The organism is Methylibium rhizosphaerae, assembly GCF_006386545.1.
Taxonomy (GTDB): Bacteria; Pseudomonadota; Gammaproteobacteria; order Burkholderiales; family Burkholderiaceae_C; genus Pseudorivibacter; species Pseudorivibacter rhizosphaerae.
Map to the genome: position 1 here is coordinate 1 of NZ_SWAR01000004.1, position 22,527 is coordinate 22,527.

General features: G+C 65.4%; 18 protein-coding genes. 4 read left to right on the forward strand and 14 right to left on the reverse strand.

The window, feature by feature from the left end:
- Positions 1-192: 192 nt before the first annotated feature.
- Complete coding sequence (locus tag E8D38_RS03655; protein WP_140626389.1) at positions 193-1,119, reverse strand: hypothetical protein; 927 nt, start codon at positions 1,117-1,119, stop codon at positions 193-195.
- Between the two features lie 1,299 nt (positions 1,120-2,418).
- Here E8D38_RS03655 and E8D38_RS03660 point away from each other — a divergent pair.
- Positions 2,419-3,021 carry a recombinase family protein gene (locus E8D38_RS03660; RefSeq protein WP_140626390.1) on the forward strand — a complete coding sequence of 201 codons (603 nt, stop codon included), beginning with the start codon at positions 2,419-2,421 and terminating at the stop codon, positions 3,019-3,021.
- A gap of 164 nt (positions 3,022-3,185) precedes the next feature.
- Positions 3,186-4,151 carry an MreC domain-containing protein gene (locus tag E8D38_RS03665; protein ID WP_140626391.1) on the forward strand — a complete coding sequence of 322 codons (966 nt, stop codon included), beginning with the start codon at positions 3,186-3,188 and terminating at the stop codon, positions 4,149-4,151.
- Positions 4,152-4,345: 194 nt separating this feature from the next.
- On the opposite strand, the gene E8D38_RS03670 is transcribed toward E8D38_RS03665, so the two are convergent.
- The 3 genes from E8D38_RS03670 to tal are packed head-to-tail and all read right to left on the reverse strand — an operon-like array spanning position 4,346 to position 7,514.
- The gene (locus E8D38_RS03670) at positions 4,346-4,969 is read right to left on the reverse strand and encodes an HAD family hydrolase (protein ID WP_140626392.1); all 624 of its coding nucleotides are present in this window, start codon (positions 4,967-4,969) and stop codon (positions 4,346-4,348) included.
- Positions 4,966-6,564, reverse strand: coding sequence for a glucose-6-phosphate isomerase (pgi, locus tag E8D38_RS03675; protein ID WP_140626393.1), 1,599 nt, complete (start codon positions 6,562-6,564; stop codon positions 4,966-4,968). The genes E8D38_RS03670 and pgi overlap by 4 nt, the downstream gene beginning before the upstream one ends.
- Positions 6,564-7,514, reverse strand: coding sequence for a transaldolase (tal, locus tag E8D38_RS03680; protein WP_140626394.1), 951 nt, complete (start codon positions 7,512-7,514; stop codon positions 6,564-6,566). Before tal ends, pgi begins: the two co-directional genes overlap by 1 nt.
- 225 nt (positions 7,515-7,739) lie before the next feature.
- Here tal and zwf point away from each other — a divergent pair, with 225 nt between their 5' ends.
- Both zwf and E8D38_RS03690 read left to right on the forward strand, forming a co-directional pair.
- Positions 7,740-9,185 (forward strand): glucose-6-phosphate dehydrogenase, encoded by a 1,446-nt coding sequence (zwf, locus tag E8D38_RS03685; RefSeq protein WP_140626395.1) that lies wholly within the window; start codon positions 7,740-7,742, stop codon positions 9,183-9,185.
- 10 nt (positions 9,186-9,195) lie between these two features.
- Positions 9,196-10,050 (forward strand): MurR/RpiR family transcriptional regulator, encoded by an 855-nt coding sequence (locus tag E8D38_RS03690; protein ID WP_140626706.1) that lies wholly within the window; start codon positions 9,196-9,198, stop codon positions 10,048-10,050.
- Between the two features lie 88 nt (positions 10,051-10,138).
- Here the strand turns inward: E8D38_RS03690 and E8D38_RS03695 are convergent, their stop codons facing one another.
- The 10 genes from E8D38_RS03695 to E8D38_RS03740 form a co-directional block, all read right to left on the reverse strand.
- Positions 10,139-10,423, reverse strand: coding sequence for an STAS domain-containing protein (locus E8D38_RS03695; protein WP_140626396.1), 285 nt, complete (start codon positions 10,421-10,423; stop codon positions 10,139-10,141).
- A 15-nt stretch (positions 10,424-10,438) separates the two neighbouring features.
- Complete coding sequence (locus E8D38_RS03700) at positions 10,439-11,053, reverse strand: MlaC/ttg2D family ABC transporter substrate-binding protein (protein ID WP_140626397.1); 615 nt, start codon at positions 11,051-11,053, stop codon at positions 10,439-10,441.
- A 142-nt stretch (positions 11,054-11,195) separates the two neighbouring features.
- Positions 11,196-12,005 carry an MlaA family lipoprotein gene (locus tag E8D38_RS03705; RefSeq protein ID WP_140626398.1) on the reverse strand — a complete coding sequence of 270 codons (810 nt, stop codon included), beginning with the start codon at positions 12,003-12,005 and terminating at the stop codon, positions 11,196-11,198.
- Positions 12,002-12,478 (reverse strand): outer membrane lipid asymmetry maintenance protein MlaD, encoded by a 477-nt coding sequence (gene mlaD / locus E8D38_RS03710; protein ID WP_140626399.1) that lies wholly within the window; start codon positions 12,476-12,478, stop codon positions 12,002-12,004. Before mlaD ends, E8D38_RS03705 begins: the two co-directional genes overlap by 4 nt.
- Positions 12,479-12,497: 19 nt before the next feature.
- On the reverse strand, positions 12,498-13,280 hold the full coding sequence (gene mlaE / locus E8D38_RS03715; RefSeq protein ID WP_140626400.1) for a lipid asymmetry maintenance ABC transporter permease subunit MlaE: 783 nt from the start codon (positions 13,278-13,280) through the stop codon (positions 12,498-12,500).
- Positions 13,277-14,122: an ABC transporter ATP-binding protein gene (locus E8D38_RS03720; RefSeq protein ID WP_181178913.1), complete on the reverse strand. Its 846-nt coding sequence runs from the start codon at positions 14,120-14,122 to the stop codon at positions 13,277-13,279. The genes mlaE and E8D38_RS03720 overlap by 4 nt, the downstream gene beginning before the upstream one ends.
- 145 nt (positions 14,123-14,267) lie before the next feature.
- A complete protein-coding gene (locus E8D38_RS03725; protein WP_140626401.1) occupies positions 14,268-15,734 on the reverse strand; it encodes a glutamate synthase subunit beta in 1,467 nt (488 codons plus the stop codon).
- Positions 15,735-15,770: 36 nt separating this feature from the next.
- Positions 15,771-20,525 carry a glutamate synthase-related protein gene (locus E8D38_RS03730; protein ID WP_140626402.1) on the reverse strand — a complete coding sequence of 1,585 codons (4,755 nt, stop codon included), beginning with the start codon at positions 20,523-20,525 and terminating at the stop codon, positions 15,771-15,773.
- A 113-nt stretch (positions 20,526-20,638) separates the two neighbouring features.
- On the reverse strand, positions 20,639-21,343 hold the full coding sequence (locus E8D38_RS03735) for a transposase (protein WP_140626403.1): 705 nt from the start codon (positions 21,341-21,343) through the stop codon (positions 20,639-20,641).
- 50 nt (positions 21,344-21,393) lie between these two features.
- Positions 21,394-22,524, reverse strand: a complete 1,131-nt coding sequence (locus E8D38_RS03740; RefSeq protein WP_140626404.1) for a deoxyguanosinetriphosphate triphosphohydrolase — start codon at positions 22,522-22,524, stop codon at positions 21,394-21,396.
- Between the last annotated feature and the right edge of the window lie 3 nt (positions 22,525-22,527).

Below are 22,527 nucleotides of genomic sequence, written 5' to 3' on the forward strand. Positions count from 1 at the left end.
TGCGTCGTGACGCCGGCGGCTGGCCGGCTTGGCGTCTGACATGGTGTCCACCTAACTTGTTTGGTGGGCACCATCCTGGCTGCCGGGCACGGGCCGTTCAAGGTGAGTTGGCCGGACGGATACGCTACAGGGACCGCTGGGGGCCCTCTCCTATCCGCCTCGAGAGGGCGGGCCGCACCGACGAGCTTGCTGCTAAGGCATCCCTCTATTCGTGCTGAGGAACTCAAACGGACTGTCCATCGAACCCGTCCGTTCTTTGATTTGGTCTTCCATCGCTTCAAGCCGGCCGGGCGTCTGGCTGAAGATGGTCACGAATCCAAAGACCTTTCCGAAGGTCACTTGCAGCATGTGCAAGGCCCCCTCCTTCTCGACCGAGTACAAGAAATCGAACTGATCCTTCAGGTCCCTGCCACCCCGCGTCAGTGGCTCGGACATGGTCGCGATGCGCGATAGCGCTTCGAGAAGCACGATCCTTCCGTGTTCCATCTTCTGCGCATTCGTGAACCACTGGAACATGATGCCGCCACCGACGGGAAAGATCGAACCCGTGCGCTGGTAGTACACGGCCTTTGTGAGCTTGGTAGCAAGAATGCGGACGGCAATGTGCGCAGCCTCTGGCACGTTGACAACGCCTAGCTCCTGATAGGTCTGCCCCGGCTCTGGCCGCAGACCAAGGCGGCGTGCATTGGTACGCGCTTCGACGGCAGATGAGGTGAACATCTCGTGCAGCACTTGCGGCATCTGTCGCGCCACTTGGCGCATGAGGCCCTCACCTCTCGCCAGCTTTGACGCATCGGCCGCCGGATCAAGCTGCGCGAGAAACGCAACTACCAAGTCGTGGTCTGACGTCCCGGCGTTGCACGCTGCACATGCAGGAAACACGAAGCCCTCTGGCCAAGCCCTGTCGCGAAAGAGTGCACGGGGCGGGCAATGCTCCTCAGTTGTCGCCACAGCGCCACCGCCGCAGAAGATGCAAGTCGGGTGTGCTTTCAGAAACTCATCACGCTTGCGCTTTGCCTGCCCCATGTTGCCCCTCAGAATCGTCTGCCCTCGGCCAGTACTCTTTTCGGCGGACTCAATTTTCACCCCGAAGATTTGCGGAGTGGTTTCGGGCGGCACGAACGCTTGGTTTCCCCCCTGCCCCCCAAGTCGTGAGCGAGGGCTTCGGCTCGCAAAGTCGTACAGTCCAGCGCATTGCCCTCTCGCACATCGCTTGCACGATGGACGAGCTATCAGTCGCGAAGGGAGCAACCTGCCTGACGGCAGGGCCCGGCTAGAACTGAAAGCGGAACAATCGTGACATTCATACTGACCGTGAATGGCCCCGAAACTCTCTGGCTGCTCGCTGACCGCCGGCTCACCTATCGAGGCCGGCCGCCTAGAGACGACGCACGCAAGTTAATGTTCTTGGAAGCATCGGATGGTGTCGCAATCCTAGGATATGCCGGACTCGGGACCACGATAGGAGGAACAGAACCCGCTGACTGGATGAGTTCCGTGCTTCGCGGGCGAAGTCTGCCGATTGAACGTTCGATAGAACTCTTGGCTGGAGCGCTTCAACGGCAGCTCCCTCACCACCTTCTCACCCTTCCAGGTGGGCAGGACGTAAGCCACAACGTATTGATCCCGGCATTCATTGACGGCGTTGCGAGGATGTACTCCATCGATGTCGTCTCCACAGAAGGTCGCCGGAAGTGCTTCTTCCGTTGTACGCGTTGGGTAGTGGAGGGCACACAAAGGACTCCGCGAATCGCCATTGCAGGATCCGGTATCACGTACCTATAACGTGGAGGATCGTGGGCACGAGACCTTGTTCGGCTCATCCGCGCATGCGACAACGGACGGATCTCTCACACAGCAGTGGCAGACCGCCTGGCTGCGCTAAATCTTGATGTTCACAGCGGAACACTGGACGGGACCGTCGGGCCAAGATGCATCGTCGCGTGGAGGAATCGGAAGGGGGGTGTTCACAAGATGGCAGGTGACCAGCGGTTCTACCTTGGAATGCAGCGGGAACGAGGCGGAGACGTCATTCCGACTATCGCGAACGGCCTCGACCTGGCAGCCATCATTCGGACCATGCTGCCCCATATGCGTAGAAGCATGCCAACCGGGCCAGGGCAGAACCTTCGAGAGCTGCCACCGATTGGTATCGTGGCGCTGGACGCTGACCTCGCACAGCTACCCGAACGTCCGGACGAGAAGCTTCAGTAGTGTGCGCACACAAGAGTCCGACGCTTTCCGTGGACGCCGCACGTGCCGCTGCATCGCGCCTCTCGCAGGCGGACCTAGAAGGCTCAAAACTTGTACCTTGTGACCCGGGGCCGATAAGTCGCCCCAGAAGGCTCACAAGTCACTTGACGCATTTATGACCCATGGCTCACAATTTGTGGATTCTTTTGAGCCACAGGAGCCACGATGGCACGGATCGCCTACTACCGGGTTTCGACCGCCGATCAATCCATAGACGCCCAACGTCACGCCATGGGCGGCGGGTTCGATGAGGAGTTCGAGGACCACGGCGTTTCCGGGGCGACTCCAGCGGTCCAGCGGCCCGGGTTCGCCAAGCTCCTGGCGTACATCCGCAAGGGCGACGAGCTGCACGTCTATGCGGTGGACCGCCTGGGCCGCGATGCTATTGATGTGCAAACGACCGTACGGGACCTCCTGACCAAGGGTGTCGCCGTGGAGATTCGTGGTCTCGGACGCATCGCCAAGGGGGCCGGGGAGATCATCATTTCGGTCCTGGCCCAGATTGCCGACATGGAGCGCCAGCGCATCGCGGAGCGCACGGCCGCGGGACGCGAGAAGGCGCGTGAGTCCCTGGCGGCCACGGGCAAGACCCATAAGGGCAAGACCTCACTTGGTCGGCCCATGGAGGGCGACCCCCGAGAGGTCGCTGCCTGGAGGTTCCAGCAAGGCGCCAGCATCGCCCAGACCGCGGAGCACTTCGGGCTTTCGACTGCGACCGTCAAGCGGTACTGCCTGCAAGCCGTGGAGACCATGGGGGTCGCAGCATGATCGGCCCCCTCATGGCTATAGCCGTCCTCGCCTGGATGGTCTATGCAGTGATCCGCATGGTCTCGGGTGGCGATTGAGACTCGGGGAACAGAGGTGCGCTGGCGGCCCTCTGTTTTTATCGCGGTGGGGCCTGGCCACTAAATCCAGATGCGCGACCACCCACCATGTCGCTACGATTCGCCGACAAAACAATCTTTGCGGGTGGGTTCGTGGTCGAAACATTGAAGGAACTGCTTGGCGCTGTTCGTTCTCAGATACAGGAGCGAGTCGCCAGCCCGCTCACCGGCGCCTTCGTAATCTCCTGGGGCATCTGGAACTTCAAGCTGATCCTCGTGGTCTTTGGGGACGGCCCGTATAAGGACAAAGTCTCGTTCATTGAGACCCAGCTTTACCCGGGGTGGGACATGGGCACTCTGCGTGGCATAGCGTACCCGGCGCTCACGGCTTTGGCGTACATCTATCTGTACCTTCCCCTCGCCAAGCACGTGATGGCGCATCACAAGAGACGGCAGAACGAGATGCGAGCACTCGCCGCCGAAATCGATGGGACCAAGGTGCTGACCGTGGACCAAGCAACGGAGTTGCGCGAACAACTTCGACGTCGCCAAGCTCAATGGGTGCAACAGCGACAAGACTTGGAAGCTGAGAATGCAGCACTTCAGCAAACCGTGGCTGAGTTGCAGCGAAGGCTCTCAGAAACACACCCTCTTGCCACGCATGCGACTGAAGAGTTTGCGCAGCTATCCCCCGCTTCGAATCAGCCCCTTGGAGTTTCAGCCGAAGTCCTTGGCAATGGCTCATCTGGCTGGCGTGTCAATCCTGAAGCGCTCATGCTTGCCTCGAAGGCCGCGAAGGACCATTTGGGCTTCCGGCCTTTGGAGCAGGAAATGATCGAGGCGCTGGATGCCCTTGCCAACGGTCTCGCCGCCAACCAGGAGAGCAGCATCGATGCGACTGTCCTAACTGAGCACGATTCAGCTCGCATTACCGCGCTGGAACGGATGATTGACCTCGGTTTCATTCACCGCTACCCCAACGGACAGATCATGGTGACCCCAGCGGGTCACGAACTCCTAACCGTCCTCCGTAAGGGGCGAGACGGAATCAAGGCAAAGGCGCCAGCCGCTTAAGGCAGTGCACAGCGCCAAGCATGCATGCTAGAGTCCCGTTGTGTCACATCTGCGTGGCACACGAGGATTGCGGCGCGGCCGCAAACCGCATGAATACAGGCTTTGGCTGAAGTCGCATCGGGTTCGAATCCTCTCACCCCGACCAGACTTCTTCTTCGTCGCTCCTTTCGGAGCGACGATTCCCGAAAGGTCAGTCAGAGCCAGCCGTTCTCGGCCAGCTGCGCTTCACATTGCGAGGCGCTCTGGAAGTGGACTGCCTGCCAGCCGCAGGCCTGGGCCGACTCGATGTTGCCGGCATGGTCGTCGATGAAGACGCTGTCGGCGGGGGTGATGCCGAAGCGCGAGCACATCAGGTCGAACACCGCCGGATCCGGCTTGATGAGCCCGACGCGGGCCGAGAACACACCGCCATCGAACAACGAAAAGAACTCGTTGCTGCGCTCGAGGTGGTCTGCATAAGGGGCGGGCATGTTGGACAGGTAGAACAGCGGGTGGCCTGCGTCCTTGAGGCGGCGCATCAGTGCCACGGTGCCGGCGACCGGCTCCAGGTGCGGGGGGATCGCATCGATCACCGCCCCCACCTCTGCGACGCTGAGGCCGGTGCGCAAGGCGATGCGCTCGGCAAGCTCCGGCGCACTGACGGTGCCGCGATCGAACTCGGCCCAGTCACTGTGTGGCACGAAGCTCTGGAAGACATGAGCAGCCACCTCGCGCGCGCTCGCCTCGTCACGGGCATGCGCGGGCAGCACCTGCTGCAGCAGCTGCAGCGGCTGCCAGCGGAACACCACGCCGCCAAAGTCGAAAACGACAGCCTTCATGCGACCAGCCTCTTCAGCAGCCCGGCAGTCGAGGCATCGAGGCCTTGCGTGTCGCCGTTGGCGAAACGAGGCAGCAGGTCGTTGCACAGCGCCTTGCCCAGCTCGACGCCCCACTGGTCGAAACTGTTGATGCCCCACAGCGCGCCGCTCACGAACACACGGTGCTCGTACAGCGCCACCAGCGCTCCCAGCGAGCGGGGCGTCAGGTGCTCGAGCAGCAGCGTTGTGCTCGGCCGGTTGCCGGGGAAGCTGCGATGCCGCGCCACGACGCCCGGGTCCAGCTCGCGGGAGGCGGTGGGAGCCTTGTCGCCCAGCGCCTGATCAGTGGTCTTGCCCTGCATCAGCGCCTGCGACTGCGCCAGGCAGTTGGCCAGCAGCTTGGCATGCAGGTCGGCGTGTTCGTGGATCGGTCGCTTCACCGCAATGAATTCCACCGGGATCACGTCGGTGCCCTGGTGCAGCATCTGGAAGTAGGCATGCTGGCCGTTGGTGCCCGGCTCGCCCCACACGACCGGGCTGGTGCCGTAGGGCAGCGGCGCGCCCGACAGGTCGACGCACTTGCCGTTGCTTTCCATCTCGAGCTGCTGCAGATAGGCCGGCAGGCGCTTGAGACCCTGGTGATACGGCGCAACGCTGCGGCTCGAGAAGCCATGGAAGTTGCGATACCAGACATCGAGCAGGCCCAGCACCACCGGGAGGTTGCTCTCGAGCGGCGCCTGCGCGAAGTGCTGGTCCATCGCATGTGCGCCAGCGAGCAGCGCGCGGAAGTTGTCCGCGCCCACGGCCAGCGCGATCGGCAGGCCGATGGCCGACCACAGCGAATAGCGGCCGCCCACCCAGTCCCAGAAGCCGAAGGTGGTGTCGATGCCGAACTCGGCAGCCGCCTTCACGTTGGTGGTGGTGGCGACGAAGTGCCTGCGCGTGTCGGTGCCGCCGTTGGCCAGGAACCAGGCCTTGGCGACATGCGCGTTGGCCATCGTCTCCTGAGTCGTGAAGGTCTTTGAGGCGATGATGAACAACGTCTCGGCCGGATTCAGCTCGCGCAGCACCGGCGAGATGTCATGGCCGTCGACGTTGGACACGAAGTGGAAATGCAGGCCACGGCGGCAGTAGGCATCGAGCGCCGGCACCACCATCTGCGGCCCGAGGTCGGAGCCGCCGATGCCGATGTTGACCACGTGGCGGATGCCGCTGGCCGATGTGTCGCGCACCCGCTCCACATACGCGAGCATGCGGTCGAGCACCTCATGCACGTCGCTGCTGAAAGGGCCCTGCCCCTTCGGCGCGCGCAACGCGGTGTGCAGCACGGCACGACCCTCGGTCGTGTTGATGGCCTCGCCGGACAACATGGCATCGCGTCGTGCTTCGAGCCGGCACTCGCGGGCGAGTTCGAGCAGCAGCTTGAAGGTCGCAAGATCCCAGCGGTTCTTCGACAGGTCGGCAAAGACCTCCGGGGCCTCGATGCCGAAGGCCTCGAAGCGGCCCGCGTCGCGTGCGAACGCTTCACGCAGGTCGAAGTCGCGGCCGTGGGCCTCATAGTGACCGCGCAGCGCGGTCCATGCCAGGGTGTTGTCGCAGCGAGGGGCGTTGTTCATCAGAGCGAGCGGATCATGTGGTCGAGCTTGGCGGCATCGGCGGCGAAAGCCCGGATGCCTTCGGCCAGCTTCTCGGTCGCCATTGCGTCTTCGTTGAGCGCGTAGCGGAAGCTGGCCTCGTTGTAGGTCACGGCCTTGGCGTCGCAGGTCTTGCAGGCTTCAGCGTCGAGCGCACGGGCCACCGGTGCGTCGCTGGCTTGCAGCTGTGCGAGCAGGTCGGGGCTGATGGTGAGCAGGTCGCAGCCGGCCAGCGCAAGGATCTGCCCCACGTTGCGGAAGCTCGCACCCATGACCTCGGTGTCGATGCCGAACTTCTTGTAGTAGCGGTAGATCTGCGCGACTGACTTCACGCCGGGGTCGTTTTCGCCTGCGTTGGCCGCCTCGTCCCATGCCGGGCCGGCGGCCTTCTTGTACCAGTCGTAGATGCGGCCGACGAAAGGCGAGATCAGCTGCACGCCCGCCTCTCCGCAGGCCACGGCCTGGCAGAACGCGAACAGCAACGTGAGATTGCAACGGATGCCTTCACGCTCGAGCGCATGGGCCGCCTGGATGCCTTCCCAGGTGGAGGCCACCTTGATGAGCACCCGGTCGCGGCCGATGCCGGCCGCTTCGTACAGTCCCATGATGCGCTGCGCGCGGGCAATGGTTGCCGCGGTATCGAAGCTCAGGCGCGCATCCACCTCGGTGGACACCCGGCCTGGCACGACCTTGAGGATCTCGAGGCCGAAACGCACCAGCACCCGGTCGACGATCGCGTCGAGCGGCTGCCCCTTGTGCGCCGCCACCACCTCGGACAGCAGCGGCGCGTATTCGGGCTTCTGCACGGCCTTGAGGATGAGCGAGGGGTTGGTGGTCGCGTCCTGCGGCGCGAACTGCGCCAGTTGCTTGAAGTCGCCGGTGTCCGCGACGACAGTGGTGTATTGCTTGAGCTGGTCGAGTTGAGTTGGCATGGTGGCCTGTGGCGTACACAGCGACGGGAAACAGGCAGGGATTGTCGCGCTTGGCGGTTGCACCCTGGTGAACACCGGCTGAGACGCCTCATCGTAACCGCGTTACCCCGTAACCCCGAGGAAACCAACAACCAGCCTCGGCTATCACACGCCCCCAGGAACCACGCCCATTGACGGATCCGCCTCTGGTCGGCATCATGCGCGTGAAACTTTGTTTCATACACCATGTCATTTGATCTAGTCTTCTTTGGCGGCACCGGCGACCTCACCTGGCGCAAGCTGATGCCCGCACTCTTCCAGGCATTCCGGCACGGCAAGCTCCCCGCCGGCGGCCGCATCCTTGCCGTCGCGCGAGACGAGCAGAGCGACGAGCAGTACCGCGCCTGGTTGAAGGCGCGGTTCCAGGAAGTCGATGACGCCAAGCGCCCGAGCAGCGAGGAGTTCGACCGGTTCGCCGAACTGCTGCACTACCGGCGCATGGATCTGTCTCAGCCCGACCACTACCAGCGCCTGAAGGAATGGCTGAGCGAGCGCAATGCCGACACGGTGGTGCTCTATCTCGCGACCAGCCCGCATCTGTTCCCGCAGATCTGCGAGCAGCTCGGGGTTGCCGGCCTCAACACGCCACGCGTTCGCGTGGTGCTCGAGAAGCCGCTGGGCCACGACCTGCGGAGTGCACAGGAAATCAACCGCGTCGTGCGTTCGGTGTTCGACGAGAACCAGGCCTTCCGCATCGACCACTACCTAGGCAAGCCTTCGGTGCAGAACCTTGCCGCGCTGCGCTTCGGCAATGCGCTGTTCGAGCCGCTGTGGCGGCGCGAGTGCATCGCCAACATCCAGATCACGCTGGCCGAAAGCCTGGGCGTGGGCACGCGCGGCGACTTCTACGATCGCACCGGCGCCCTGCGCGACATGATCCAGAACCACGCCCTGCAGCTGCTCACCATGGTGGCGATGGAGCCGCCGTCGTCGAACGACGCCGATGCGATCCGCGACGAGAAGCTGAAGGTGCTGCGGTCGCTCAAGCCCTTCACCGAGGAAAGCGTGGCGCGCGACGTGGTGCGCGGCCAGTACCGCGCGGGCATGTCGGGCGGCAAGCCGGTGCCCGGCTACCTGGAAGAAACAAAGGTGCCCGCAGGCAGCCACTGCGAGACCTTCGTGGCCTTGCGCACCGAGGTGCAGAACTGGCGCTGGGCCGGCGTGCCTTTCTACCTGCGCACCGGCAAGCGCCTGGCCGCGCGCGACGCCGAGATCGTCGTCAACTTCCGGCCGGTGCCGCACCCGATCTTCCCGGGCACCAACCGGGCCAACAAGCTGGTGATCAAGCTGCAGCCGGAAGACGGACTGGAGCTCCACCTGTCGGCCGCCAAGGGCTCCGGCCAGAGTGAGGCACTGTCGCCCGTGTTCCTCGATCTGGACTTCGACAAGGCCTTTCCCACCGACCGCGTGGGCGCCTATGAACGCCTGCTGCTCGACGCGATTGCCGGTCGCCTGAACCTGTTCGTGCGCAGCGACGAGCAGGAGCAGGCCTGGCGCTGGGTCGAGCCCGTCCTCGATGCCTGGCGCAAGGACACCACCGGCCCGCGTACCTATGCCGCCGGCTCATGGGGACCTGCCGCCGCCAGCGCGCTGGTGGCACGCGACGGCTTCGCCTGGTTCGAAGAAGAGTGAGATGAGCACCATGCTCGATCGAATCCGCGCCTCGATCCCGGCGCTGCCGCCCGCCGAGCAGCGGGTGGCCAAGCTGGTGCTCGCCGACCCGCGCAGCTTTGCCAGCCTGCCGGTGGCCGAGCTGGCCGAGCGCTCGCACGTGAGCAAGCCGACCGTGGTGCGCTTCTGCCGCAGCGTCGGCTATGACGGCCTTGCCGACTTCAAGCTCAAGCTGGCCGGCAGCGTGAATGAAGGGGTGCCCTTCGTGCACCGCTCGGTCGACGTGGATGACAAGGCCGGCGACCTGATCGTGAAGGTGGTCGACAACGCCGTGTCGGCGTTGCTCAAGTACCGCAACGATGCGGCGAGCCACGCCTTCGAGCGCGCCATCGCTTCCCTCGCCGAAGCCGGCAAGCTGGGTCACAAGATCGAGTTCTACGGCGTCGGCAACTCGGGCATCGTCGCCCAGGACGCGCAGCACAAGTTCTTTCGCCTGGGGGTCAACGCGGTGGCCTACAGCGACGGCCATGTGCAGGTGATGGCCGCCACCATGCTGGGGCCGGGCGACTGTGCGGTGATCATTTCGAACTCCGGACGCAGCCGCGACCTGCTCGACGCCGCAGAGATCGCCAAGAAGAAGGGCGCCACCACCATCGTCATCACCGCCAGCGGTTCACCGCTGGTGCAGCACGCGCAAATCCTTCTGGCGGCCGACCACCCCGAGGACTACGACCGCTACAGCCCGATGGTGTCGCGCCTGCTGCACCTCATCGTGATCGACATCCTGACCACCGGCGTGGCGCTGCGGCTCGGCGAAAACCTTCGGCCGATGCTGCAGGAGATCAAGAGGAACCTGCGCGCGAAGCGTTACGCGCAGGCGGAATAGAGCAAAGAGCAAGCGGCTGCAAAGCAAACGGCCCGCATGTGCGGGCCGTTTGTCGTCTGCCTTCCGGCGTCGTCGCCGTGCGTGGTCTTCAGGCCTGCGCGATCGGCAGCGCTGCGTCCACGCCATACACCTTCGCCAGTTCCACCAGCTTGGTGGGCAGGTGCTTGACCTCGAACCGTTTGCCCCAGGCCTGTGCCATGCGCTCGCATTCGAGCAGCACGGCCAGCGCGCTGGAGTCGAACCGCTGCAGCTGCGACCCGTCGACCGACAGCAGCTCGGCCGGCCCCGCCGCCTCCTGCTGCAGTGCGGCCTTGAGCATGCGCAGCGTGTCGCGGGCTTCTCGTTCAGTGAGTGCGGCGGGCAGCAGCAGCATGGTCCGTGCGCTCGCTCAGCTCTTGGTGCCGGCCGACTTGTTGCGCTCGGCCAGCTTGGCGATCAGGCCGTCGATGCCGTTCGCGCTGATCTCCTGCGCGAAGCTGTTGCGATAGTTCTCGACCAGCCACACACCCAGCACGTTCACGTCGTAGATCTTCCAGGCGTCGCCCGCCTTTTCGAGGCGGTAGTCGAGCTGGATCGGATCGCCCTTGCCCTTCACTTCGGTGCGCACGATGACCTCGGTGTCCTCGGCCTTGGAACGCATGGGCTTGAGCTCGACCACCTGGTCGCGCACCTGGGCGATGGCGCCGGAATAGGTGCGCACCAGCAGAACCTTGAACTCGTCCTGCAGGCGCTGCTGCTGGTCCGGCGTGGCCTGGCGCCAGTAGCGGCCCACGGCCGATGCGGTCATGCGGCGGAAGTTGACGTGCGGCAGCACCTTGCTGTCCACGAGCGCCATGATCTTCTTGACGTCGCCGCCCTGGATGGCCTTGTCGGCCTTCACTGTGTCGATCACCTCGTTGGAGACCTGCTTGATCAGTTCGTCGGGCTTGGCCGCCTCTGCGTGGGCTGTACCAGCGGCGACCATGCCAACGAGAGCGAGAGCAGTCAGGATTCGTTTCAACATTGATGGGTCCTTTCGCGAGTTGCCCCTGGGGGCCCCGGTTTGAACTCACCGCGCCAGCGGAGTTCGCGCGGCGCGGCGGTTGACCTGCTCAACGTGCGACGGCGACGGCAGGTTCACCGCGCCCCCTCACGTTTGCAGAGGTTTACTTTTGCGCCCCCGGCGCAGCAGAGGCCGGCGCGCTCCCAGGCTGGGCGGCGGGCGCGGCCTTCTTGGCATCGGCATCCGTATCGGAAGGTTCCAGGTCGTAACGTTCGCCCTCTTCCTCGGGAGGGTTGCCGTCGTGCACCAGGCTTCGACGGCGCTGCAGGTAGCCGTCGCGAATGAAGGTGTACTTGTCCAGCACGATGTCGTCGAGTACCTGCGACGCGCCCAGCAGGTTGGATCGGGCATTCACCACCCGCAAGGCGGTGAGCTGGTTGCGCACACGCGTCGGGCTGGTGAGGAAGTCGGGCGAAGCCGCCTGGTCCACCGGCAGGCCGATCGAGTCTCGCACCGTCGACGGGCCCAGGATGGGCCACACGATATAGGCCCCCGGTGGCACACCCCATTTGCCCAGCGTCTGACCGAAGTCCTCGCCGTGGCGCTCCAGCCCCATTTCAGTGGCCGGGTCGGCAATGCCGAAGAAGCCGAACACGCTGTTCGTGCCGAAACGCATCATGTCGTTCAGGCCGTCCTGGACGCGCCCCTGCAGGAACAGGTTGACGGCAGACCAGGCATCTTTGATGTTGTTGAAGAAGTTGTCGACGCCGTTGCGCACCGGCTTGGGCACGAAGTCGGCATACGCGGTTGCCACCGGCTTGAGCAGGTGCTCGTCGACAGCCTCGTTGAAGGCAAAGATCTTGCGGTTCATCGGCTCGAGCGGATCGCCGCGGTTGGACACCGTGGCACAGCCGGCGAGCAGGGCCATCGAGGCGGCCATCAACAGCAGCCGCCCCCCATGCACGAGGCTCATTTCTTGCCCTCCGTGCCGGCGTCGGCTGCCTTGTTGTAGAGGAACTGGCCAATGAGGTTTTCGAGCACGACGGCCGACTGCGTGGCCTTGATCACGTCGCCGGCTGCGAGGTTCTTCTCTTCGGCACCGGGCTCCAGGCCGATGTACTGCTCGCCCAGCAGGCCGGAGGTGAGGATCTTGGCCGAGCTGTCCTTCGGGAAGCTGAAGCGCTGCTCCAGGTCGAGCACCACGCGCGCCTGGTAGGTCTTGTCGTCGAAGCCGATCGAGGCCACACGGCCCACCACCACGCCGGCGCTCTTGACCGGGGCACGCGGCTTCAGCCCGCCGATGTTGTCGAAGTCGGCGGCGACCGAATAGGTGCGGTCGAACGAGAGGCTCAGCAGGTTGCCGGCCTTCAGTGCAAGGAACAGGATGGCTGCCGCGCCGATCAGCACGAACAGGCCCACCCACACGTCGTATCTGCTTTTCTGCATCACTAGCTCCGCGAACCGCTTAGATCGAGAACATCATCGCGGTGAGTATGAAATCGAGGCCGAGCACGGCCAGCGAGGCCATCACCACCGTGCGTGTGGTGGCCCGCGACACGCCCTCGGGCGTGGGCTGGCATTCGTAGCCCTGCAACAGGGCGATGAAGGTGACGGTGATGCCAAAGACGATGCTCTTGACGACACCGTTGCCCACGTCCTTGAACACGTCCACGCCGCTTTGCATCTGCGACCAGAACGCGCCTTCGTCCACGCCGATCAGCACCACACCCACCAGCCAGCCGCCGATGATGCCGACGGCGCTGAACACCGCCGCCAGCAAGGGCATCGCGATCACGCCGCCCCAGAAGCGCGGCGCCAGCACGCGCTGAATGGGGTCGACCGCCATCATCTCCATGGCCGACAGCTGTTCGCCGGCCTTCATGAGACCGATCTCGGCCGTGAGCGACGTGCCGGCGCGGCCCGCGAACAGCAGCGCCGTGACCACCGGCCCGAGTTCGCGCACCAGCGACAGTGCCACCAGCAGGCCCAGCGCCTCGGACGAGCCGTACCTCTGCAGGGTGTAGTAGCCCTGCAGGCCCAGCACGAAACCGACGAAGAGGCCGGAGACGGTGATGATGGCCAGCGAGTGGTTGCCGAGGAAGTGGATCTGGTCCACCACGAGGCGGAAGCGGCGCAAGGTCGCGCCGAGCAACGCGAACAACCGGCCGAGCAGCCGCGCCGCATGACCGATGTCGGCCAGTTCGGCCCGCACCGCGTAGCCGACGTCCGCAGGTTTCCACCAGCTCATGGCTGCGCTCCCGTCTGGCCTCGCACGCCGAAATCCTCGGCCACCGGCGTGGCCGGGTAGTGGAAGCGCACCGGGCCGTCCGGCGCCGCATCGACGAACTGGCGCACCAGCGGATCCTCGGTATGGCGCATCTCTTGCGGCGTGCCTTGTGCCGCGATGCGGCCGTTGGCGACGAACACCACGTGATCGGCGATCGAGAAGGTTTCGTCCACGTCGTGCGACACGACGATGCTGGTCACGCCGAGCGCGTCGTTGAGTTCTCGTATGAGGCGGGCCGCGACGCCCATCGAGATCGGGTCGAGCCCGGCGAACGGTTCGTCGTACATGATGAGATCAGGGTCGAGCGCGATGGCGCGAGCCAGTGCCACGCGCCGTGCCATGCCGCCCGACACCTGGCTGGGCATGAGGTCGCGCGCACCCCGCAGGCCCACGGCGTTGAGCTTCATGAGCACCAGGTCGCGGATCAGGCGCTCGGGCAGGTCGGTGTGCTCGCGCAGCGGGAAGGCCACGTTGTCGAACACCGAGAGGTCGGTGAACAGGGCGCCGAACTGGAACAGCATCCCCATGCGCCGGCGCACGGCGAACAGGCCGTCGCGGTCGAGCGTGGCGAGGTCGGTGCCGCCGAACAGCACCTGACCCCGCATCGGCGCCAGCTGGCGGCCGATGAGGCGCAACACGGTGGTCTTGCCGCCGCCCGAGGTGCCCATGAGTGCGACGACCTTGCCGCGTGGCACCTTGAGGTCCACGTCGCGCAGGATGATCCGCTCGCCGTAGCCGCAGGTGACATTGCGCAGTTCGACGAGGGGGGGTTCGGAAGACAGCGGCGCTGTTGGATTTGTCATGGCCGGAGCATGAAAAAGCGGTGTCAGGAAACACCGCGCAGCCGATGATAGGGGAAAACACTCGCGGGCTCGCCAGCCCGCGCAAACAAGGAAAAAGCCGCCGGCGAGTATCGCGGGCGGCTTTTGGCTCCGGATGAAGGCCGGCTCAACGTGGCAGGTCGCTGGCGCCCATCAGGTACTCGTCGACCGCCCGGGCTGCCTGCCGGCCCTCGCGGATGGCCCACACCACCAGCGACTGCCCGCGTCGCACGTCGCCGGCGGCGAACACCTTGTCGGCGTTGGTCTTGTAGCCGCCGAAGAACTCGGTGCTGGCCCGTGCATTGCCGCGCGCGTCCTTGTCGACACCGAAGGCGTCGAGCACCGTGCCCACCGGGCTCACGAAACCCATGGCCAGCAGCACGAGGTCGGCCTTGAGGGTCTGCTCGCTGCCCGGCACCTCGGCCATCTTGCCGTCCTTCCACTCGACGCGGACGGTCTTGAGCGCGACCACCTTGCCCTTTTCGCCGATGAATTCCTTCGTGGCGATGGCGAACTCCCGCTCGCAGCCTTCTTCGTGGCTGGACGAGGTGCGCAGCTTGTACGGCCAGTAGGGCCAGGTGAGCGCCTTGTTCTCCTGCTCCGGCGGCATGGGCATGAGCTCGAACTGGGTGACGCTTGCCGCGCCGTGGCGGTTGCTGGTGCCCACGCAGTCGGAGCCGGTGTCGCCGCCGCCGATCACGATGACGTGCTTGCCTTCGGCGCGGATCTGCCCCTTGAGCTTGTCGCCCGCGTTGACCTTGTTCTGCTGCGGCAGGAACTCCATCGCGAAGTGCACGCCGTCGAGGTCGCGGCCGGGCACCGGCAGGTCACGCGACTGTTCGGCGCCGCCGGCCAGCAGCACGGCATCGAAGTCTGCCTTCAGCTGGTCGGCCGAGACGATCTCCTTGGCCCAGTTGGTGACCTTGCTGCCTTCTGGCAGGTGGCCTACCAGCACGCCGGTGCGAAACACCACACCCTCGGCCTCCATCTGCTTGACGCGGCGGTCGATGTGCGACTTCTCCATCTTGAAGTCGGGAATGCCGTAGCGCAGCAGGCCGCCGACGCGGTCGTTCTTCTCGAACACCACGACGTCATGGCCCGCCCGCGCCAGCTGCTGCGCGGCGGCCATGCCGGCCGGGCCGGAGCCGACGACGGCGACCTTCTTGCCGGTCTTGCGCTTGGGCGGCTGCGGCACCACCCAGCCCTCTTCCCAGGCGCGATCGATGATCGCGTGCTCGATGGACTTGATGCCCACCGGGTCATCGTTCACGTTGAGCGTGCAGGCCGCCTCGCAAGGCGCAGGGCAGATGCGGCCGGTGAACTCCGGGAAGTTGTTGGTCGAGTGCAGCACGCGAATGGCATTGGCCCAGTCGTTGCGGTACACGAGGTCGTTGAAGTCCGGAATGATGTTGTTGACCGGGCAGCCGCTGTTGCAGAACGGCGTGCCGCAGTCCATGCAGCGCGCACCCTGGACCTTCGCTTCCTCGGCCTTGAGGCCGATGACGAATTCCTTGTAGTGCTTGAGCCGCTGCTCGACGGGCGCGTAGCCCTCCTCGATGCGCTCGTATTCCAGGAAGCCGGTGACTTTTCCCATGATCGTGGTTCTCTCGTTCTGGCTTTTTGCCTTGCCTTACTTGCCGGCAACGGCCTTCGTGGTCTTCTTGCCTTCGCTGGCCTTGGCCTTGGCGATGGTCGCGTCGGCTTCCTTGGCCGCGGTCATCTCGCCCAGCGCGCGCTTGTACTCGTGCGGGAACACCTTCACGAACCTGGCGCGAGCCTCGGCCCAGTGGTCGAGGATGTCGCGGGCGCGCAGCGAGCCGGTCCAGCGGTGGTGGTCCTCGATCAGCTTGCGCAGCAGCACCTCGTCAGCCACGCCGCGATGGAAGATCGCCTGGTCCTGGGTGGCGCGCTGCTCGTCGGCCGGCAGCACCTTGTCGAGCGCCACCATCGAGGTGTTGCAGCGCTTGGCGAACTGGCCGTCCTCGTCGTATACGTAGGCGATGCCGCCCGACATGCCGGCCGCGAAGTTGCGGCCGGTGCGGCCCAGCACGACCACCGTGCCGCCGGTCATGTACTCGCAGCCGTGGTCGCCGGTGCCTTCGACCACCGCCGTGGCACCCGACAGGCGCACCGCGAAGCGTTCGCCGGCCACGCCGCGGAAGAAGGCCTCGCCTTCGGTGGCGCCGTACAGCACCGTGTTGCCGACGATGGTGTTCTTCGTCGCATCGCCGCGGAAGTCGATGCTCGGGCGCACCACCACGCGGCCGCCGGAAAGGCCCTTGCCGGTGTAGTCGTTGGCATCACCGATCAGGTACAGCGTGATCCCCTTGGCCAGGAACGCGCCGAAGCTCTGGCCGCCCGTGCCTTCGCTCTGGATGAAGATGGTGTGGTCGGGCAGGCCCTCGGGGTGGTGGCGCACCAGTTCGCCCGACAGCATGGCGCCCACGGTGCGGTTGACGTTGCGCACTTCCTCGAGCACCTGCACCTTCTCCCGGCCTTCGAGCGCGGGTTTGCACTTCTCGATGAGCTTGACGTCCAGCGCGCGGGCCAGGCCATGGTCCTGCGTCTCGACCTGGCGGCGCGGCACGTCGGCCGCCACCTGCGGCAGATGGAAGATGCGGCTGAAGTCGAGGCCCTTGGCCTTCCAGTGCTCGATGCCCTTCTTGGTGTCGAGCAGGTCGGCGCGGCCGATGAGGTCGTCGAACTTGCGGATGCCCAGCTGCGCCATGATCTGGCGCGCCTCTTCGGCGACGAAGAAGAAGTAGTTGACGACGTGCTCGGGCTTGCCCTGGAACTTGCGGCGCAGCACCGGGTCCTGGGTGGCCACGCCCACCGGGCAGGTGTTGAGGTGGCACTTGCGCATCATGATGCAGCCCTCGACCACCAGCGGCGCGGTCGCGAAGCCGAACTCATCGGCGCCCAGGAGCGCGCCGATCACCACGTCGCGGCCGGTCTTCATCTGGCCGTCGGCCTGCACGCGGATGCGCGAGCGCAGGCGGTTGAGCACCAGCGTCTGCTGCGTCTCGGCCAGGCCCAGCTCCCAGGGCGTACCGGCATGCTTGATGGAGCTCCACGGCGAAGCGCCGGTACCGCCGTCGTGGCCGGCGATCACCACGTGGTCGGCCTTGGCCTTGGCCACGCCGGCCGCGATGGTGCCCACCCCCACTTCGGACACCAGCTTCACCGAGATGTCGGCGCGGCTGTTGGCGTTCTTCAGGTCGTGGATCAGCTGCGCCAGGTCTTCGATCGAGTAGATGTCGTGGTGCGGCGGCGGGGAGATGAGGCCGACGCCCGGCACCGAGTAGCGCAGGAAGCCGATGTATTCGCTCACCTTGCCGCCCGGCAGCTGGCCGCCCTCGCCCGGCTTGGCGCCTTGCGCCATCTTGATCTGGATCTGGTCGGCCGAGGCCAGGTATTCGGCGGTGACGCCGAAACGGCCCGAGGCGACCTGCTTGATCTTGGAGCGCAGCGAGTCGCCCTCCTTCATCTCGTAGTCCGCCTCGATGACCTTGGCCCCCACCACCTCGGACACCTTGGTGCCGGCCTTGATGGGGATGCCCTTGAGCTCGTTGCGGTAGCGCGCCGGGTCCTCGCCGCCTTCGCCGGTGTTGGACTTGCCGCCGATGCGGTTCATCGCGATGGCCAGCGTGGTGTGGGCCTCGGTGGAGATCGAGCCCAGCGACATGGCGCCGGTGGCGAAGCGCTTGACGATGTCGGCCGCCGGCTCGACCTCTTCGACGGGAATGGCCTTGCTCGGGTCGAACTTGAACTCGAACAGGCCGCGCAGCGTCATGTGGCGGCGCGACTGGTCGTTGATGATCTGCGCGTATTCCTTGTAGGTCTCGAACTTGTTGGCGCGCGAGGCGTGCTGCAGCTTGGCGATCGCATCGGGCGTCCACATGTGCTCTTCGCCGCGGGTGCGCCAGGCGTATTCGCCGCCGGCGTCGAGCATGGTGGCGAGCACCGGGTCGTCGCCGAAGGCGGCGCGGTGCATGCGGATGGCCTCTTCGGCCACTTCGAACACGCCGATGCCGCCCACTTGCGAGGCGGTGCCGCGGAAGTACTTGTCGACCAGCCCCTTCTCGAGGCCGATGGCTTCGAAGAGCTGCGCGCCGCAATAGGACATGTAGGTCGACACGCCCATCTTGGACATGATCTTCGACAGGCCCTTGCCGATCGCCTTGACGTAGTGGTAGATCGCCTTCTCGGCCGACAGCTCGCCGGGCAGCTCCTTGTGCAGGGAGGCCAGCGTTTCCATCGCGAGATACGGGTGGATCGCTTCGGCGCCATAGCCGGCGAGCACCGCGAAGTGGTGCACTTCGCGCGCGGACCCCGTCTCGACCACCAGACCGGCCGTCGTGCGCAGGCCTTCACGCACCAGGTGCTGGTGGATGGCCGACAGCGCCAGCAGCGCAGGAATGGCCACCTGCTCGCGCGACACGTTGCGGTCGGTGATGACCAGGATGTTGTGGCCGGTGCGGATGGCGTCCACCGCTTCTGCGCACAGCGACGCGAGCTTGGCCTCCACGCCGGCCTTGCCCCAGGCGAGCGGGTAGGTGATGTCGATCTCGTAGGTCTGGAACTTGCCGCCGGTGTGCTGCTCGATCGAGCGCAGGCGCGCCATGTCGTCGAAGTCCAGGATGGGCTGCGAGACTTCCAGGCGCATCGGCGGGTTCACCGCGTTGATGTCGAGCAGGTTCGGCTTCGGGCCCACGAACGAGACCAGCGACATCACGATCGCTTCGCGGATCGGGTCGATCGGCGGGTTGGTCACCTGGGCGAACAGCTGCTTGAAGTAGTTGTAGAGCGGCTTGTTCTTGTCAGACAGCACCGCGAGCGGCGAGTCGTTGCCCATCGAGCCGATGCCTTCTTCGCCCAGCTGCGCCATCGGGCTCATCAGGAACTTGATGTCTTCCTGGGTGTAGCCGAAGGCCTGCTGGCGATCGAGCAGGCTCTCGGAGAAGGTCTCGGGCTGGCCGGCGGCTTCGATGGTGTCGAGCTTGATGCGCACCGTCTCGATCCACTGGCGGTACGGCTTGGCCGAGGCGAACTGGTTCTTCAGCTCTTCGTCGTCGACGATGCGGCCCTGCTCGAAGTCGATCAGGAACATCTTGCCCGGCTGCAGGCGCCACTTCTTGACGATCTTGTGCTCCGGGATGGGCAGCACGCCCGACTCCGAGGCCATGACGACCAGGTCGTCGTCGGTGACGATGTAGCGCGCCGGGCGCAAGCCGTTGCGGTCGAGCGTGGCGCCGATCTGGCGGCCGTCGGTGAACACCATCGCGGCCGGGCCGTCCCACGGCTCCAGCATCGCCGCGTGGTATTCGTAGAACGCGCGACGGCGCTCGTCCATCAGCGTGTGCTGCTCCCACGCCTCGGGGATCATCATCATGGCCGCGTGCGCGAGCGGGTAGCCCGCCATCGTGAGCAGCTCGAGCGCGTTGTCGAAGGTGGCCGTGTCCGACTGGCCCTCGAAGGTGATCGGGTACAGCTTGGCGAGGTCGTCCCCGAGCACCGGCGACTTCATCACGCCTTCGCGGGCGCGCATCCAGTTGAAGTTGCCCTTCACCGTGTTGATCTCGCCGTTGTGGGCGACCATGCGGTACGGGTGCGCGAGCGGCCACTCCGGGAAGGTGTTGGTCGAGAAGCGCTGGTGCACCAGGGCGAGGGCCGACACGGTGCGCGGATCCTGCAGGTCCTTGTAGTACTTGCCCACCTGGTCGGCCAGCAGCAGGCCCTTGTAGATGACCGTGCGGCAGCTCATGCTGGGCACGTAGTACTCGTGGCTGTGGGTGAGCTTGAGCTTCTGGATCGCCGCCGACGCCGTCTTGCGGATCACGTAGAGCTTGCGCTCCAGCGCGTCTGGAACGATCACGTCCGGGCCGCGGGCAATGAAGATCTGGCGGATCACCGGCTCCTTGGCGCGCACCGTGGGCGACATGGGCATGTCGCGGTCCACCGCCACGTCGCGCCATCCGAGCAGCACCTGGCCCTCGGCCTTGACGGCGCGCTCGAGTTCCTGCTCGCACGCCAGGCGGGAGGCATGCTCCTTCGGCAGGAACACCATACCCACGCCGTATTCACCGGGCGGCGGCAGCGCCACGCCCAGCTTGGCCATCTCTTCCCGGTAGAACTCGTCCGGGATCTGGATCAGGATGCCGGCGCCGTCGCCCATCAGCTTGTCGGCGCCGACCGCGCCGCGATGGTCGAGGTTCTCGAGGATCTTGAGACCCTGCTCGACGATGGCATGCGCCTTCTGGCCTTTGATGTGCGCCACGAAACCAACGCCGCAGGCGTCGTGTTCGTTGGCGGGGTTGTACAGACCGAATTCGCTGGCAGCTGCGATTTCTTGGGGGGCAGTCGTCCCCGGGGCGGCCTGGGTCATGGCGCTCTCCGTGTCATCGTAAGGGAATGCCCGGAGGATACTGCGCGCCGCGGAGGGGTTCAATCTAAATAAAAAGGGTCAGGCTCCAATTAATGTGCTTGGCTTTGCGGTATTCATTTAATTGGGGACACATCAATCTTTCGCGGCCGACCCCGGGGCTTCGCGCTCAACCTGCGGTCGGTTTGCTGGGCCAGGCCTGCGACGAACCCCGGCGAGCCGAGCGCCCAGCCCTTCTGCGTGGCATGGGTGATGTCCTTCACCTGCAGGGAACTCAGCCCTTGCGCCAGCAGCGCGCGATACCGCGCCTCCCGGTCGAAGGGCGTGTTGCCAAGCGCCCAGAACAGCTTGTGATCACTCACCAGCGGGTCGGTCCGCAAGCCGTGATGGTGCGCACTGCTCGACCATGGAAAGAGTTCCGGCTGGACCACTTGGCCATGGCGCACTGGATGCAGCTCGATGTAGCTCATGCAAGGCAGCAGGTAGCGTTCCGGCTCGAGGACGGTGGCTCGGAACCGCCCTTCCCACAACGTCCCGCGCCTGGCATGACGCCGGTTGAAGGCCGCCACGTAGCGCCGCCCCACCGCCTGCATCATCGCGCTCAGGCCTGAGTCGGCCTGGGGCGTGGCCAGCAGGTGGACGTGGTCGTCCAGCAGCGCATAGGCATGGACGCTGACCTGGTGCGCAATGCTGCTCTCGCGCAGGATCTGCAGGAACAACCGCCGGTCTTCGTCGTCGAGAACGATCGGTTGCTGGTGGTGGCCCCGCTGGATGACGTGGTGGGGCAAGCCGGCGAGTGCCAGCCGGGCAAGTCGGGCCATGGGAGTCCTTCTGATCTGGCCCTATTTTCTGGCAGGCGCAGCGCCTGTCGTCAAGGGAATGCTGTGCGGCCGGTCAGGCGCTGATGTTCCCGGATCGCGAAGCGATCCGTCATGCCGGCGATGTAATCCGCGATCGCGCGACGCCTGTCGTTCGTCTCGGCGTAGCCTGCGGGCATTTCTGCCGGCGCCGCGTCATAGGCGTCGAACAACTCCTGCACCACCTGGCGAGCCCGGTCTGTGGTTTCGACGACCTGCGGGTGCCGGTAGAGGTTGGCGAACAGGAAGCGCTTGAGCTGAGTGCTCGCCTCGCGCATTTCAGCGGAGAAGGCGACGAGCGGGGGCGCCTGCCTTGCGTCTTCGGCGCTGGCCGGACGGCACGCTTCCAGGGCTGCACGGGTGGCACCGATCACGTCATAGACCTGCTCGGACAACATGCGCCGGATGGTCTCGAAGAGCAGCCGGCGGCCGCCCAGGCCCGGGTGCTCCTGCCGTGCCGCCTCGCGGAACCGGCTGACCAAAGGCACGGCTTCGAGCTGCTCGAGGCTCAGCAGCCCCGAGCGAACGCCGTCGTCGATGTCGTGGGCGTTGTAGGCAATCTCGTCGGCCAGGTTGCACAGCTGCGCCTCCAGGCTGGGCTGGGTGCGGTCCAGGAAGCGGCGCGCCACGCCGCCGGGTTCGTCCCGCTCGATCGCCTCGGCCCGCGAGCGCGCGCAATGCTTGAGGATGCCTTCGCGAGTTTCAAAACTCAGGTTCAGCCCGTCGAAGCTCGGATAGCGCTCTTCCAGCTTGTCGACCACCCGCAACGACTGCAGGTTGTGCTCGAAGCCGCCGTCATTGCGCATGCAGTGGTTGAGTGCGTCTTGCCCGGCATGGCCGAATGGCGTGTGGCCCAGGTCGTGCGCCAGCGCGATCGCCTCGACGAGGTCTTCGTTCAGGCCCAGCGAGCGAGCGATGGACCGGCCCAGCTGCGCGACTTCCAGCGAGTGCGTCAGCCGGGTGCGAAACAGATCCCCTTCATGATTGAGGAAGACCTGGGTCTTGTAGACGAGGCGGCGAAACGCCGTGGAGTGAACGATGCGGTCGCGATCGCGTTGATAGGCAGTGCGCGTGGGAGCCTCGGGCTCGGGATGGCGGCGGCCACGGCTGCGCAGCGGGTGGCTGGCATAGGGCGCAAGCTGCATGCG

Coding starts and splice junctions, on each gene's coding strand:
- E8D38_RS03690 (WP_140626706.1), top strand. CDS start 9,196: ATGCTCGATCGAATCCGCGCCTCGATCCCGGCGCTGCCGCCCGCCGAG.
- E8D38_RS03705 (WP_140626398.1), bottom strand. CDS start 12,005: ATGAGCCTCGTGCATGGGGGGCGGCTGCTGTTGATGGCCGCCTCGATG.
- E8D38_RS03730 (WP_140626402.1), bottom strand. CDS start 20,525: ATGACCCAGGCCGCCCCGGGGACGACTGCCCCCCAAGAAATCGCAGCT.
- pgi (WP_140626393.1), bottom strand. CDS start 6,564: ATGAACAACGCCCCTCGCTGCGACAACACCCTGGCATGGACCGCGCTG.
- E8D38_RS03660 (WP_140626390.1), top strand. CDS start 2,419: ATGGCACGGATCGCCTACTACCGGGTTTCGACCGCCGATCAATCCATA.
- tal (WP_140626394.1), bottom strand. CDS start 7,514: ATGCCAACTCAACTCGACCAGCTCAAGCAATACACCACTGTCGTCGCG.
- E8D38_RS03670 (WP_140626392.1), bottom strand. CDS start 4,969: ATGAAGGCTGTCGTTTTCGACTTTGGCGGCGTGGTGTTCCGCTGGCAG.
- mlaD (WP_140626399.1), bottom strand. CDS start 12,478: ATGCAGAAAAGCAGATACGACGTGTGGGTGGGCCTGTTCGTGCTGATC.
- E8D38_RS03695 (WP_140626396.1), bottom strand. CDS start 10,423: ATGCTGCTGCTGCCCGCCGCACTCACTGAACGAGAAGCCCGCGACACG.
- E8D38_RS03720 (WP_181178913.1), bottom strand. CDS start 14,122: ATGACAAATCCAACAGCGCCGCTGTCTTCCGAACCCCCCCTCGTCGAA.
- E8D38_RS03665 (WP_140626391.1), top strand. CDS start 3,186: ATGTCGCTACGATTCGCCGACAAAACAATCTTTGCGGGTGGGTTCGTG.
- E8D38_RS03700 (WP_140626397.1), bottom strand. CDS start 11,053: ATGTTGAAACGAATCCTGACTGCTCTCGCTCTCGTTGGCATGGTCGCC.
- zwf (WP_140626395.1), top strand. CDS start 7,740: ATGTCATTTGATCTAGTCTTCTTTGGCGGCACCGGCGACCTCACCTGG.
- mlaE (WP_140626400.1), bottom strand. CDS start 13,280: ATGAGCTGGTGGAAACCTGCGGACGTCGGCTACGCGGTGCGGGCCGAA.
- E8D38_RS03740 (WP_140626404.1), bottom strand. CDS start 22,524: ATGCAGCTTGCGCCCTATGCCAGCCACCCGCTGCGCAGCCGTGGCCGC.
- E8D38_RS03725 (WP_140626401.1), bottom strand. CDS start 15,734: ATGGGAAAAGTCACCGGCTTCCTGGAATACGAGCGCATCGAGGAGGGC.
- E8D38_RS03735 (WP_140626403.1), bottom strand. CDS start 21,343: ATGGCCCGACTTGCCCGGCTGGCACTCGCCGGCTTGCCCCACCACGTC.